This window comes from Streptomyces sp. R21, from assembly GCF_041051975.1.
Lineage (GTDB): Bacteria > Actinomycetota > Actinomycetes > Streptomycetales > Streptomycetaceae > Streptomyces.
Map to the genome: position 1 here is coordinate 4,354,854 of NZ_CP163435.1, position 13,006 is coordinate 4,367,859.

Annotated in this window: 12 protein-coding genes; 5 read left to right on the top strand and 7 right to left on the bottom strand. The window is 71.4% G+C overall.

Annotated elements, in window-relative coordinates:
* Window positions 1-21: 21 nt before the first annotated feature.
* Window positions 22-1,827, bottom strand: a complete 1,806-nt coding sequence (locus AB5J56_RS19415; protein ID WP_369233990.1) for a serine/threonine-protein kinase — start codon at window positions 1,825-1,827, stop codon at window positions 22-24.
* Window positions 1,828-1,931: 104 nt separating this feature from the next.
* Window positions 1,932-2,780: a menaquinone biosynthetic enzyme MqnA/MqnD family protein gene (locus tag AB5J56_RS19420; protein WP_369233991.1), complete on the bottom strand. Its 849-nt coding sequence runs from the start codon at window positions 2,778-2,780 to the stop codon at window positions 1,932-1,934.
* A 358-nt stretch (window positions 2,781-3,138) separates the two neighbouring features.
* Here AB5J56_RS19420 and AB5J56_RS19425 point away from each other — a divergent pair, with 358 nt between their 5' ends.
* On the top strand, window positions 3,139-3,342 hold the full coding sequence (locus AB5J56_RS19425) for a cold-shock protein (RefSeq protein ID WP_028805073.1): 204 nt from the start codon (window positions 3,139-3,141) through the stop codon (window positions 3,340-3,342).
* A 115-nt stretch (window positions 3,343-3,457) separates the two neighbouring features.
* Here AB5J56_RS19425 and AB5J56_RS19430 read toward each other — a convergent pair whose 3' ends face one another.
* Window positions 3,458-4,111 (bottom strand): TetR/AcrR family transcriptional regulator, encoded by a 654-nt coding sequence (locus AB5J56_RS19430; RefSeq protein ID WP_369233992.1) that lies wholly within the window; start codon window positions 4,109-4,111, stop codon window positions 3,458-3,460.
* 114 nt (window positions 4,112-4,225) lie between these two features.
* On the opposite strand from AB5J56_RS19430, the gene AB5J56_RS19435 reads away from it, so the two are divergent.
* On the top strand, window positions 4,226-4,681 hold the full coding sequence (locus tag AB5J56_RS19435; RefSeq protein WP_369233993.1) for a nuclear transport factor 2 family protein: 456 nt from the start codon (window positions 4,226-4,228) through the stop codon (window positions 4,679-4,681).
* On the opposite strand, the gene AB5J56_RS19440 is transcribed toward AB5J56_RS19435, so the two are convergent.
* Window positions 4,678-5,115, bottom strand: coding sequence for a winged helix-turn-helix transcriptional regulator (locus AB5J56_RS19440; RefSeq protein WP_369233994.1), 438 nt, complete (start codon window positions 5,113-5,115; stop codon window positions 4,678-4,680). The genes AB5J56_RS19435 and AB5J56_RS19440 overlap by 4 nt on opposite strands.
* A 141-nt stretch (window positions 5,116-5,256) precedes the next feature.
* Between AB5J56_RS19440 and AB5J56_RS19445 the strand changes: the two genes are divergently transcribed.
* Complete coding sequence (locus AB5J56_RS19445) at window positions 5,257-6,192, top strand: NADP-dependent oxidoreductase (protein WP_369233995.1); 936 nt, start codon at window positions 5,257-5,259, stop codon at window positions 6,190-6,192.
* Between the two features lie 51 nt (window positions 6,193-6,243).
* On the opposite strand, the gene AB5J56_RS19450 is transcribed toward AB5J56_RS19445, so the two are convergent.
* Both AB5J56_RS19450 and AB5J56_RS19455 read right to left on the bottom strand, forming a co-directional pair.
* The gene (locus AB5J56_RS19450; RefSeq protein ID WP_369233996.1) at window positions 6,244-8,145 is read right to left on the bottom strand and encodes a long-chain fatty acid--CoA ligase; all 1,902 of its coding nucleotides are present in this window, start codon (window positions 8,143-8,145) and stop codon (window positions 6,244-6,246) included.
* A 249-nt stretch (window positions 8,146-8,394) separates the two neighbouring features.
* On the bottom strand, window positions 8,395-9,681 hold the full coding sequence (locus tag AB5J56_RS19455) for an acetyl-CoA C-acetyltransferase (protein WP_369233997.1): 1,287 nt from the start codon (window positions 9,679-9,681) through the stop codon (window positions 8,395-8,397).
* A 97-nt stretch (window positions 9,682-9,778) separates the two neighbouring features.
* Between AB5J56_RS19455 and AB5J56_RS19460 the strand changes: the two genes are divergently transcribed.
* Window positions 9,779-11,080: a 3-oxoacyl-ACP reductase gene (locus tag AB5J56_RS19460; RefSeq protein ID WP_369233998.1), complete on the top strand. Its 1,302-nt coding sequence runs from the start codon at window positions 9,779-9,781 to the stop codon at window positions 11,078-11,080.
* Window positions 11,081-11,459: 379 nt separating this feature from the next.
* The gene (locus AB5J56_RS19465) at window positions 11,460-12,356 is read left to right on the top strand and encodes a MaoC/PaaZ C-terminal domain-containing protein (RefSeq protein ID WP_369233999.1); all 897 of its coding nucleotides are present in this window, start codon (window positions 11,460-11,462) and stop codon (window positions 12,354-12,356) included.
* Here AB5J56_RS19465 and AB5J56_RS19470 read toward each other — a convergent pair.
* Window positions 12,328-12,963 (bottom strand): TetR/AcrR family transcriptional regulator, encoded by a 636-nt coding sequence (locus AB5J56_RS19470; RefSeq protein ID WP_369234000.1) that lies wholly within the window; start codon window positions 12,961-12,963, stop codon window positions 12,328-12,330. The two genes, AB5J56_RS19465 and AB5J56_RS19470, sit on opposite strands and share 29 nt — an antisense overlap.
* Window positions 12,964-13,006 lie beyond the last annotated feature (43 nt).

Genomic DNA, 13,006 nt, shown 5'->3' on the forward strand with positions numbered 1-13,006 from the left:
CGGTCCGGCCCCGGCCGGCGGTCAGCCGACCTTCGACATCCGAGACACCGGGTCCCCCGCGTCCGCGTTGTCCGTCTCGTACTTCAGGTCGGTTCCGACCGGGGTCAGTCGGACCTCGTGCGAACCCTTCGTGCACACGCCGCGGTTGGACTTCTTCGCGGTGCTGGTCGCGGTGAGCTGTTTCGCGGTGACCTTCTTGAGGACGAGTACGTCGTCGCAGATGCCGCCGAGCTGGTCGGTCTGGCGCATGGTGCCGAACTCCTGGCCCACGGCGGCCTGGTGGACGGTGACGCGGAACGTGCCCGCGGGCAGGGCGCCGCCGAGGGCGGTGCCGTCGCCCTCCCAGGTGCCGAGGTAGGAGGCGGGGATGGTGGCCTCTCCGTTGCCCGGGTCGGTGGCAGTGGGGGTCGCCGACGGCGCGCTGCTCCCCGCGTCGGTCGATCCGGCGGTCGGCGCCGGGGACGGGGCGCCTCCCGCTGAGCTTCCCTTGTCCCCGTCGCCACCGCTGCCCGGCATCAGGTCGAACAGGAACGCCGACCCGACGGTCACCGCCGCGAGCGCGCCCGCCACCGCCAGGGCGACGGTGCAACTCAGCCTGCGGCCACGGCCGTTCGCCCCGGGTACCGAGGTCGCGGCGACACTGACGGAGACCTTGCCGGGATGGTCGGCGGGATGACCGCCGTGCTGGTCGACGGACTGGTTGCCGTAGGTGGGCGGCACCACGTCCTGCGGCCCGGAATGCGGCCCGGAGTCCGACCCCGGCTGCGCATCCCGCTGCCCGGGCACATACGTCGGCATCGGCACCACAGGAACCGGCGGCCCGAACCCCGGCGGTGGCGGCCCGAACACGCCGGCCCCCGCCCCACCCTCCACCGCAGGCGTCCCCACCGAAGGACTGCTGAACGCCACCGGCCCCGAAGGCGTGACCTCCGCCGCCTCAAGGTTCAGCAGTTGTACGGCACTTCGACTGACCTGCTCCACCATCGGACCCGGCAGCCAGCCCCCCGTCACCAGCCGGGCCGCGCCCTGCGGGGCCAGCCGCCCGGAAATCTCGGCCGGGGTAGGCCGGTCGGCCGGGTCCTTGGCGAGGCACCGGGCGCCCAGCTCACGCAACTCGCCCTCCAGGGCGCCCAGTCGGGGCTCCTCGTGGACGACCTTGTAGAGGAGCGCGGCGGAGGAGTCGCCGGGGAACGGGGACTGGCCCGTGGCGGCGTACACCAGGACCGCGCCCAGGGAGAAGACGTCGGCCGCGCCCGCGACCCCCTTGCCGAGGATCTGCTCGGGCGACATGTAGCCCGGGGAGCCGACCGAGACGCCGGTCGAGGTGAGTGAGGCCGTGCCGTCCGTCGCGCGGGCGATGCCGAAGTCGATGAGGAGGGGGCCGTCGAGGGTCAGCAGGACGTTGGAGGGCTTGACGTCGCGGTGGACCAGCCCCAGCGCGTGCACCGCCGAGAGCGCCTCGGCCAGGCCCGCGCCGAGGACCCGTACGGAATGCGCGGGCAGCGGGCCGCTGTCCGCGATCGCCGCCGCCAGAGAGGGGCCGGCCGCGTACCCCGTGGCGACCCAGGGCACCGACGCCTCCGGGTCCGCGTCCAGGACGGGGGCCGTCCAGGCGCCGCCCACCCGGCGCGCGGCCTCGACCTCGCGGCGGAAGCGGGCGCGGAACTCCTCGTCGAGCGCGAAGTGCGGGTGCACGATCTTCACCGCGACCGTGCGGCCGCCCGCGCTGCGGCCCAGATATACGCGGCCCATGCCGCCGGAGCCCAGCCGGCCGAGCAGCCGGTAGGGCCCCACGACGGTGGGTTCGTCGGATCCGAGCGGTTGCATGGCGTCCACACCTCCCCCGTACGCACGCATCGTGGCGCAATCTCCTGCCACCACTCCCAGCAGCGTAGTGCCGCACTCTGCCGAGAAGCGGGCCCGGCGAGCCTTTACGGCTCCAGCAGATCCACCTTCACGTCCGCCGGGAAGCCGGTCGTCGCGCCGACGCGGCGCGCGAACTCCGTGACGGCGGCCAGCTGGGGGCCGCCGAAGCGGAAGTCGAGCGTCGTGAAGTACTTCTCCAGGACCGCCTCGTCGAAGACCTCCCAGCGCGCCGCCTGCTCGGCGACCTTGCCGACCTCGTCGAGGGAGAGATCGCGGGAGGCGAGGAAGGCCTCGTGCACCTTGCGGGTGACCTCGGGCTCGCGCTCCAGGTAGTCGCGGCGGGCGGCCCAGACGGCGAAGACGAACGGCAGGCCCGTCCACTCCTTCCACATGGCACCGAGGTCGTGCACCTCCAGGCCGAGCTGCGCGGCCTCGTGCAGATTGGCCCGCAGGGCCGCGTCGCCGATCAGTACGGCGGCGTCCGCCTCCTGCATCATCAGGGGGAGGTCGGGCGGGCACGTGTAGTACGACGGCTGGACGCCGACCTGCTCGGCGAGCAGCAGCTGGGCCAGGCGCACCGAGGTGCGCGAGGTGGAGCCGAGGGCGACGCGGGCGCCGTCCAGCCGGTCGAGGGGGACCTGCGAGACGATCACGCAGGACATCACCGGGCCGTCGCAGCCGACCGCGATGTCGGGGAAGGCGACCAGGTCATCGGCGTGCTTGAGGAACTCGACGAGCGTGATGGGCCCGATGTCGAGGTCGCCCTGCACCAGCTTCTCGCTGAGCTTCTCCGGGGTGTCCTTCGTGAGCTCGAAGTCGAGGAGCGTCCCGGTTCTCGCGAGCCCCCAGTACAGGGGCAGGCAGTTCAGGAACTGGATGTGGCCGACACGCGGCCGGGTGCGAGAATTGTCCACATCGCGAGGCTAGCCCCCATGCGGTACGGTGCATGCCTCAGGGTCCCCGAGTGGTTCGAGAAACCTTCGGGACCTCTCGTGTCAACCCCCACGACAACGACACGACCCCGCGACGTCAACCCCGACACGGTGCAGGTCAAACCTCCGGGTGACGTGATCTTGCCCTCTATTGCTTTCGGCTGCCCTCCTGGGTAGTCTCATCCGCAAGTTGCAGTTTGGTTTCCCTTGCAGTACAGAGCCTGCGGAGCATGTAACCGCGGGCTCTCGTCGTTTTCAGACGAATGCAGTTGTTTACAAGCTTTTGTTTACACCTTGCAGGTTCTGGAGCAGGGCAACCCTTTGGGCCCAAGGAGGGCTTATGGCTACCGGAACCGTGAAGTGGTTCAACGCCGAAAAGGGCTTTGGTTTCATCGCCCAGGAAGGCGGCGGCCCGGACGTCTTCGTCCACTACTCCGCGATCAACGCGAGCGGTTTCCGCTCTCTCGAAGAGAACCAGTCGGTTTCCTTCGACGTCACGCAGGGTCCGAAGGGCCCGCAGGCGGAGAACGTCACCCCGATCTAAGCCTGCGGCTCAGCTGAGCCGAATGTCTTGATCCGGAACGGATGCAGTACCCAAGGAGCCCCGCGCCAGTCTCTGGTGTCGGGGCTCCTGCCTGTCCGCCTGTCCATTTCCCCGTCTACGGCCGCGAGTTCCGGAGTGGCGCGAGGCCGTCGAAGACGATGGTGAGCATCCGGTCCCGCACCTCCTCCTCCAGGCGGGCGTGCGCGGCGGCTCGTGAGATGGCCACGAGCAGGGCGTACACCTCGGGCAGTTCGGCGTCGTCCCGGACCGCGCCGGCACTCTGGGCCTGCCGAAGCAGCGCACCGACGGCCCGACGCAGTCCCTCCGATGCCTGAACGGCGTCGCCGCCGTCGCCACCACCGGCCTCCAGCAGGGCCTCACCGATGGCGATCTTCCCGGCCGCGTCGGCGACGAGACGGCTGAAGAAGTCGAAGAACGCCGTGCCCGGGTCCGTGGCGTGCAGCAGCGCTTCGGCCTGCTCGCGCAGCCGGTCGAACCGCTGCACGAGAACGGCTTCCAGCAGCGCCGCCTTGGTGGGGAAGTGGCGGAAGACCGTGGCGATGCCGACGCCCGCCAGCCGGGCCACCTCCTCGGTGGACGCGGACGGGCCGCCCTTGCCGAAGACCTCCTCGGCGACGTTCAGGATCCGCTCACGGTTGGTCCGCGCGTCAGCGCGTTGCGGCCGCCTGCCGCCCGTCTCCCGGTCACCTGCGGTGGCCGTCTCCCGGTCACTTCCGGTGCCCGTCTCCCGGTTGTCTGAGCTGCTCATCGCGCTTTCATTCGTACGCCGCCGTCCGGAGTCCCGACTCCGTATAATCGGAGTCCGCACTTCGGATAGTACTTCGATGCCCCCGCACACCGGCGCAGACGACAGGAGAGTGCCATGACCCAGGTCCTCAGCCCGCGAGAGGTCTTCCTCGCGCTCGTGAACGGTGTCGCGGAGGGCCGTTGGGCCGAACTGCCCGACCTGTACGCGGAGCGGACCCATGTCGTGCACCCCTTCGACCCGCTGCGTGCTGCCGCGCTCCGTACCCGCGACGAACTGCGCGAGCACTTCAGGCCGACCGGCGACGGCCCCCGGCTGAACCGCCGGGCAGCCAACATCACGATCCACGAGACGACCGACCCCGAGGTCATCGTCGCCGAGTTCGAGTACCGGGGAACGGTCGAAGAGACCGGCGAACCCTTCGCGTTCCCCGGCATCTTCGTGCTGCGGGTGCGTGACGGCGAGATCGTCAGCTCCCGCGACTACTTCGACCACGTCTCCGCCGCCCGGGTCCGCGGACAGCTCGACACACTGGTCGAAGCCGTGCGGGCGGGCGGTGCCTACTCGGCCTAGAGCGGGGTCGGGGGTGCCGCCTCCCGCCGGTCGAAGGCGTCGCGTGCCGCGAGGATGTGGGTCGCGTGAGCCACGGACCACTCCCCGATGGCGCTCGTGAGCTGCCCCACCTCCACCCCCAGCTCGGTGAGGGCGTACTCGACGCGGGGCGGGACCGTCGGGTAGACCGCACGGCTCACCAGACCGTCCCGCTCCAGGGCCCGCAGCGTCTGCGTGAGCATCTTCTGCGTAATGCCGTCGAGGAGCCGGCGCAGCTCGTTGAACCGCATCGGACGGTCGTGGCGGCGGAGGGCTCCCAGGACGTAGAGAACCCACTTGTTCGCGAGTACGTCGATGACCGTACGGGAGGGGCAGTCGCGGCGGTATGTCGCCCGCCACTCGGAGTCCGTGACGGGCGGCGCTCCGGTGCCGGTCACGGGAAACTTGGTATCCATTGGGTACCTGAATATCAATCAGGTGCCTACTTCACAAGAGGCACCGCCGCGTTCGACGATGAGGCCATGACCACAACTCCCGCCGAACACGCCCCGAATCCCGCCGCACACACTGCAACTCCCGCCGTTCACACAGCCCGTATGCGCGCCATACGCCAACTCGCCGTCGGTGGGCCCGAGGTGCTGGAGCTCGTCGAGGTCGAGCGGCCGTCGCCCGGCCCCGGCGAGGTGCTGGTCCGGGTCCGGGCGGCCGGGGTGAACCCCGCCGACTGGAAGATCCGTGCCGGAACCGCCCGCCGCATCGTGGAGCCGCCGTTCACGCCGGGGCTCGACCTGGCGGGAGTGGTGGCGGAGGTGGGCGCCGAGGTGACGGGCCTCCGGCCCGGCGACAGGGTGTACGGGATGGTGTTCCCACCGCACGGGGCGCAGGCCGAGTACGTGACGGTTCCCGCGGACGCGCTGGCCCCGGTGCCGCCGTCCGTCGACCTGGTCCAGGCGGCGGCGCTCCCGACCGCGGGGCTGACCGCCTGGCAGTCGCTCGTCCGCACAGCCGAAGTCCGGTCGGGCCAGCGGGTGTTGATCCATGCGGCGGCCGGCGGCGTCGGTCATCTCGCGGTCCAGATCGCCAAGGCGCACGGCGCGTACGTGATCGGCACCGCGCGTGCCGCCAAGCACGGCTTCCTTCGCGACCTCGGCGCGGACGAACTCATCGACTACACGGTCACCGACTTCACCACGGCCGTACGGGACGTCGACATCGTCCTCGACCCCATCGCCGACGACTACGGCCCCCGCTCCCTCACCGTCCTCTCCCCCGGCGGCCTCCTCGTCGACGTACGCGGAACCGGCCCCGACCGGACGGCCGTCCGCGCGCAGGCAGAGCAACAGGGCTTGCGTTTCGTCGAGTTCGGCGTCACACCCAGCGTGAGCGACCTCGCGGACATCGTCGCCCTGGCGGCATGCGGCGGCCTCCGGGTCGCCGTCGAACAGGTGCTCCCGCTGGCGGACGTGGCCAAGGCCCATGAGCTGAGCGAGTCGGGGCGCGTACGGGGCAAGATCGTGTTGGAGGTGCCGTAAGCCGAGGTCTCGAAGAGGCGGAAGCCCTCATGACCGACCAGAGGGTTCGCATTACTTCTCCATCGCGTACAGCGCCTCGATCTGCCGGGCGAAGTCCCGGGCGACCGCCTCGCGCTTGAGCTTCATCGACGGGGTGAGGTGGCCGGCCTCCTCGGTGAAGTCGACGGGGAGGACGGCGAAGCGGCGGATCGACTCGGGGCGGGAGACCAGTTTGTTGGCCTCGTCGACGGCGCGCTGCAGGATGGCGAGCAACTCCGGGTCGTCGAGGAGCAGTTCGGGCGGCACGGAGTGCTTGCCGTTCATGTGGCGCCAGTGCGTGATGCCCTCGGGGTCGAGGGTGATGAGGGCGGTGACGTAGGGGCGGCGGTCGCCGAGGACCATGCACTGGGCGATCAGGGGGTGCGAGCGGAGCCAGTTCTCCAGCGGGGCCGGGGCGACGTTCTTGCCGCCCGCGGTGATCAGGATCTCCTTCTTGCGGCCGGTGATGGTGAGGTACCCGTCGTCGTCCAGTTCGCCGAGGTCACCGGTGGCGAACCAGCCGTCCGGGGTCGCGGGGACGACGCCGCCCGCGCCCGGGTCCCAGTAGCCGCGGAAGACCTGGCCGCCGCTGAGGAGCACCTCCCCGTCGGCGGCGATCCGCACCCGGGTGCCCGGCAGCGGCCAGCCCACGGTGCCGAGCCGGGGCTTCTGCGGTGGGGTCACGGTGGCGGCCGCGGTGGTCTCCGTCAGGCCGTAGCCCTCGTAGATCTCGATGCCGGCGCCGGCGTAGAAGGAGGCGAGGCGGCGGCCGAGCGGGGAGCCGCCGCAGATCGCGTAGCGGACCCGGCCACCGAGGGCATTGCGGATACGGCGGTAGACCAGCGGGTCGTAGAGGGCGCGGGCCGCGCGGAGCGAGCGCGAGGGACCCGGGCCGGTGCCGTGCTGCCGGGCCTCCAGGGCCTCGCCGTAGCGCTGCGCGATGCCGGCGGCGCGGTCGAAGGACGAGGCGCGGCCCATCTTCTCGGCGGTGGCACGGCCGGTGTTGAAGACCTTCTCCAGGACGTACGGGATGGCCAGCAGGAACGTGGGCTTGAAGCTCGCGAGGTCGGCGAGCAGGTCCTGGGTCCCCAGACTCGGCGCGTGGCCGAGTTTCACGCGCGCACGCAGACAGGCGACGGCGACCATGCGCCCGAAGACGTGTGAAAGCGGGAGGAACAGCAGCGTGGAGGCGGCGTCCGTCGTCTTCGCCTTGAAGATGGGGTAGAGGAGTTCGACCGCGTTGTCGATCTCGGCGAAGAAGTTGCCGTGGGTGATCGCACAGCCCTTGGGGCGGCCGGTGGTGCCCGAGGTGTAGATGAGGGTGGCGAGGGTGTCGGGGCCCAACACCCCTCGCCGTACGGCGACTTCCTGGTCCGGGACGTTCTGGCCCAGCTCGGCGAGCCGCTCCACGTGCCCCTTCTCGAAGACCCACATGTGCCGCAGGTCGGGTATCCGGTCGAGCTCGGGGCCGAGGGCCGCGGCCTGCGACGCCGACTCCGTGGCGAGGGCGACCGCTCCCGAGTCCTGGAGGATCCAGCGGGTCTGGAAGACGGAGGAGGTCGGGTATACGGGGACGGTGACCAGGCCGGCCGCCCAGGCGGCGAAGTCCAGGAGCGTCCATTCGTACGTCGTCCGCGACATGATGGCGATCCGGTCCCCGGGGACCAGCCCCTCGGCGATCAGTCCTTTCGCGACCGCCAGCACCTGGGCCGCGAACTCGGCGGCAGTGACGTCCGTCCACCCGCCGTCGGGCGTCTTCCGGCTGAGGACGGCCTCCGCCGGGGCGATCTCCGCGTTGTCGAACGGGATGTCCGCGAGCGAACCGTGTGTCACCTGTCCGACGATCGGCGGCACGGCCACCTCGCGGACAACGCCGTCCAGCCGCCTGATCTCGGGCTCCGTCAAAGGCGGTTCGGAGGCATAGAGGCTGGACACGGGGCGGCTCCTAGTCTGCCGGGCCGGGACGGGTGAGCGGCGCACGTCCTCATACGGCCCTGGCAGGTGCGGGGTTCATGAGCGGGCTGTGCATTGGAAGGGGAGACGGGGATCGTACGGCGCCGAAGTGTGGGGTTTGTGTCGCTATGGGGTGGGCGAGGTGCGGTTACCGGGGGTATCCGCGGTGGCGGGAAAGGGGTTTCCCCCTCTCCGGTCGCCGCCCTCGATCACTGGCCGGGCCGACGCACATCACCGGCGCTCCAGGATGGCCGTGACCCCCTGCCCACCTGCCGCGCACACGGAAATGAGCCCTCGCCCGGAACTCCCCTGCTCCTCCAGGAGCTTGGCCAGAGTCGCCACGATCCGCGCGCCCGTGGCGGCAAAGGGATGACCGGTGGCCAGCGACGAACCCACGACATTGAGCCGGGAGCGGTCCACCGGCCCGAGGCCGCGCTTCTCCCAGGCCGCCAGGGTGGCAAGGACCTGAGAGGCGAAGGCCTCATGAACCTCGATGAAGTCGAAGTCGTCCAAGGTGAGTCCGGTGCGCGCCAGCATGCGGGGGACGGCGTACGCGGGAGCCATGAGCAGGCCGTCCTCGCCGCCCACGACATCACCCTCGACGAAGTCGACGGCCGCGGTCTCGTAGGCGGTGAGGTAGGCGAGAGGCTCCAGCCCGCGCGCCGCGGCCCACTCCTCGCTCGCGAGCAGCACGACAGCCGCACCGTCCGTCAACGGAGTCGAATTCCCCGCGGTCATGGTCGGGTTGGGACCGTCGACCCCGAACACCGGCTTGAGCGCGGCGAGTTTCTCCGCACTCGACCCCGGGCGCAGGTTCTGGTCCCGGGTGAGGCCGCGGAAGGGGACGACGAGGTCGTCCAGGAAGCCTCGTTCGTACGCGTCGGCCAGCCGACGGTGGCTGGCGGCGGCGAGTTCGTCCTGGTCCGCGCGGGTCACACCCCAGGCGCGTGCGGTGACGGCGGCGTGCTCGCCCATGGAGAGGCCGGTGCGGGGTTCGGCGTTGCGGGGGATGTCGGGGACGAGATGGGAAGGCCGGACACGGGCCAGCGCCTTCAACCGCGCACCCGCCGACTTGGCGCGACGCACCTCCAACAGAATGCGGCGCAGTTCGTCGTTGACGCCGAGGGGCGCGTCGCTCGCCGTGTCCGCGCCGCCCGCGATCGCGGAATCGCTCTGCCCGAGCGTGATCTTGTTGGCGGCGGCGATCACGGCCTGGAGGCCGGTGCCGCAGGCCTGCTGGATGTCGTAGGCGGGGGTGCGGGCGTCGAGGCGTGAGCCGAGGACGGTCTCGCGGGCGAGGTTGAAGTCGCGGCTGTGCTTGAGGACGGCTCCGGCGACCAACTCACCTACGGCGGCCGGCTCTTCGAGGCCGAAGCGCTCGACGAGCCCGTCGACCACGGCGGTCAGCATCTCCTGGTTGGAGGCGGTGGCGTAGGGGCCGTCGGAGCGGGCGAAGGGGATGCGGGTGCCGCCGATGACCGCGACCCGGCGGGTCGAAGGGGGCTCAAGGGGACTCATCTCGACCTGCTCCTCACTCGTGACGTAGCCTTACCTCCGGTAACCTTACTCCAGAGTAAGGAGCTGTGCTTGCTACGGAACCCGTGGGAGATGGGACATGGCCGACCGCTACCTGAGCTTCGCCGGCACCGCGCCCGGCCGCTTCCTGACCCGGCGCCTGGGACTCCCCCAGCCGGCACCCCTCAGCCGCTGGTCACCCCAACGCCCGTCCCTCACGGGCTCTTTGCTGCACCTCACCGCGGGCAAGTCGGACCTGGGCCTGGCGCCCGTCCTGGCCCGTGCGGGACTCCCCGCCGACGACGGGCCCCCCGCCGCGGTCATCCTCGATGCCACCGGCGTAAGGAATGTGGACGCGCTCGCCGAGGTGCACGCCGCCCTGCATCCCGTCGTACGGTCAGTTGCCACGAGCGGCCGGGTGATCGTCCTTGCTGCCCCGCTCGACCCCTGTGACCATCACCAGTCGGCCGCCCAGCAGGCCCTGGAGGGCTTCGCGCGCTCGCTCGGCAAGGAGATCGGCCGGGGCCGCACCGTGAATGTCCTACGGCTCACCGACGCATCCGCCGCCGAGTCCACGCTCCGTTTCCTGCTCTCGCCCAAGTCGGCGTACGTCAGCGGGCAGGTGATCGAGGTGGGCGCCGGCGAGGTGACCGCGCCGGAGGACTGGTCCCGCCCTCTCGCCGGGCGGACGGCGCTCGTGACCGGGGCGGCGCGCGGGATCGGGGCGGCGGTCGCCGAGACGCTCGCCCGGGACGGGGCGCGGGTGGTGTGCCTGGACGTACCGTCCTCCGGCTCCGACCTCGACGCGGTCGCCGGGCGACTGGGCGGGACGGCCCTGCCGCTCGACATCACCACCGGTGACGCGGGCGCGCGGATCGCCGCCGCGCTGGCCGACGGGCTGGACGTCCTCGTCCACAACGCGGGCATCACCCGGGACCGGAGGCTCGCCAACATGCCTCCGGAGCGGTGGAGTTCGGTGCTCGACGTCAACCTGGCGAGTGTCATGCGGACCACCGACGTGCTGCTGTCCACGGGAGTGCTGCGCGGGGGTGGGCGGGTCGTCGCGACCGCGTCCATCGCCGGGATCGCGGGGAACGCCGGGCAGACGAACTACGCCGCGAGCAAGGCGGGCGTGGTCGGGCTGGTCCGCTCGCTCGCGCCTCGGGCGCTGGCGGAGCACGGCGTCACGGTGAACGCGGTCGCCCCCGGGTTCATCGAGACGAAGATGACCGCCGCCGTGCCGGTGTTCATCCGGGAGGCGGGGCGCCGCATGAACTCCCTTGGCCAAGGGGGGCTTCCGGTGGATGTCGCCGAGACGACGGCGTGGTTCGCGAACCCTGGCTCCGGGGGCGTGAACGGGCAGGTTGTGCGGGTGTGTGGGCAGAGCCTCCTCGGAGCGTAGGGCTTGGGCGCTCGGCACCACGGTGGGCCGTGCGGCCCGGCGCTCCCCGGCCCCCGGGGTGGGTGGGCAAACCCCGGGCTCCCTCTGTTTCCTTGGTCACCCGGGGTGGGTGGGCAACCCCGGGTACCCCTTGTTTCCTTCTCACCCGGCGTGGGTGCTGGCCGGGGGTGGGTCACGCAACTCGGCGCTATCGAGGCGCCGCCTGCGCCCACCCGCGCCGCCTGCGCCCACCCGTGCCGCCCCAGCGGCACGATTGCCCGCAGCTTGAGCGGATAGCGGCTACGCCGACCACCCGGCAGCTACCACGGGCGACCCGCAGTCGCCCGGCCCCGACCCACCCACCGAACCCGCAGCGCGCCCCCACCCACCGGGAGTCCGAATGCACACCATCACCCTCGCCTCAGCTCCCGCGCTCGGCCCGATCCTGGCGCGAGGCGCGCTGCTGTCGCCGTTCAAGCGGCCCGGGCCCGGCGCGGACGTGCCCCGGACCCGGGTGGTTCTCCCCGGCGTGCGGATCGACTTCGGGCGGCTCGTGGCCTACGAGCGGGTGTGCGGGTTCGCCACCGGGGCGGATGCGCTGCCGGTCACGTATCCGCATGTGCTCGGGTTTCCGCTGGCGATGCGGATCATGGCGGGACGAGGGTTCCCCCTCCCGCTGCTCGGCCTGGTGCACACGTCGGTCGAGATCACGCAGCGCCAGGAGCTGGCGGCCACCGGGGAGTACGAACTCACCGTCTACGTCGAGGGATTGGCACCGCACCGGCGCGGCACCGAGGCGACCGTCGTGACCGAGGTGAGGGGATCCGGTGGGCTCGTCTGGGAGTCCAGGAGCACCTATCTTGCCCGGCACCGGGTCAACGCCAGCAGCACCGACTCCGCTCCCGAGACCCCCGAGGCCCCCGACCGCCGGCCCCTCCCCACCCTCCCCACCCTCACCGAGTGGCGCCTCGGCCCGGACGTCGGGCGCCGCTACGGAGCCGCGTCGGGCGACCGCAACCCCATCCATCTGCACCCGCTCACCGCCCGCCTCTTCGGCTTCCCCCGCGCCATCGCCCACGGCATGTGGACCGTGGCCCGCTGCCTCGCCGAGCACGGAGTACCGGAAGCCGCCCAGGTACGAGCCGAGTTCAAGTCCCCTGTCCTGCTCCCGGGAACCGTCACCTACGCAGCCGACGGCCCCGCCTTCGAACTCCGCGACAGCGACAGCGACGGCGGTCGCGTCCACGTCACCGGCACGGTCCGCACGATCAAGGGGACCACGGCTTCCCCTCCATGAGGTCACCGAGCCCCGCCCACGCGAAGTTCATCAGCGTCGCAGCGGCCTGCTTGGCCGAGACGCCGGGGGTCACGTTGGCCCAGGCGGCCAGCGACTCGGCGGCGCCGACAAGGGCCTCGGCGAGGCCGGCGACCTCGCCCTCGGGAAGGGAAGGGTCACGATGGGCTTCCCGCGCGGCGACGACGATCAGCTGCGTCACGAACGCGACGATCTCCTCGCGCATCGCGGTGACCTCGGCGGCGAACGGCTCGCCGTGCGTGCGCGCCTGGAGGTGGAGCACCGACCAGGCGTCCGGGTTCTGCGCGGTGTGCGTGAAGAACGCCCGCAGCCCTTCCCAGAGTTGGCGGTCGGCGGGCAGGTCGGACTGGACGCCCGCGCGCACGGCGGCGGTCAGGGCGGCTGCCTCGCGGCGGATGCAGGCGGTGAAGAGGTCTTCCTTGGAGTTCAGGTACAGGTACACCAACGGCTTGGACACGCCCGCCAGTTCGGCGATCTCGTCCATGGAGGCGGCCCGGTACCCACGCTGCCCGAACGTCCGCACGGCGGCGTCCAGCATCTGCTGTTCCCGCACCGCACGCGGCATCCGTTTGCTCTTCACAGCACCCATGCGGGCAAGCGTAAGGTCATCCCACGCCCTGGCCACCGGACGG

Coding starts and splice junctions, on each gene's coding strand:
- AB5J56_RS19415 (WP_369233990.1), bottom strand. CDS start 1,827: ATGCAACCGCTCGGATCCGACGAACCCACCGTCGTGGGGCCCTACCGG.
- AB5J56_RS19425 (WP_028805073.1), top strand. CDS start 3,139: ATGGCTACCGGAACCGTGAAGTGGTTCAACGCCGAAAAGGGCTTTGGT.
- AB5J56_RS19430 (WP_369233992.1), bottom strand. CDS start 4,111: ATGAGCAGCTCAGACAACCGGGAGACGGGCACCGGAAGTGACCGGGAG.
- AB5J56_RS19435 (WP_369233993.1), top strand. CDS start 4,226: ATGACCCAGGTCCTCAGCCCGCGAGAGGTCTTCCTCGCGCTCGTGAAC.
- AB5J56_RS19440 (WP_369233994.1), bottom strand. CDS start 5,115: ATGGATACCAAGTTTCCCGTGACCGGCACCGGAGCGCCGCCCGTCACG.
- AB5J56_RS19445 (WP_369233995.1), top strand. CDS start 5,257: ATGCGCGCCATACGCCAACTCGCCGTCGGTGGGCCCGAGGTGCTGGAG.
- AB5J56_RS19455 (WP_369233997.1), bottom strand. CDS start 9,681: ATGAGTCCCCTTGAGCCCCCTTCGACCCGCCGGGTCGCGGTCATCGGC.
- AB5J56_RS19460 (WP_369233998.1), top strand. CDS start 9,779: ATGGCCGACCGCTACCTGAGCTTCGCCGGCACCGCGCCCGGCCGCTTC.
- AB5J56_RS19465 (WP_369233999.1), top strand. CDS start 11,460: ATGCACACCATCACCCTCGCCTCAGCTCCCGCGCTCGGCCCGATCCTG.
- AB5J56_RS19470 (WP_369234000.1), bottom strand. CDS start 12,963: ATGGGTGCTGTGAAGAGCAAACGGATGCCGCGTGCGGTGCGGGAACAG.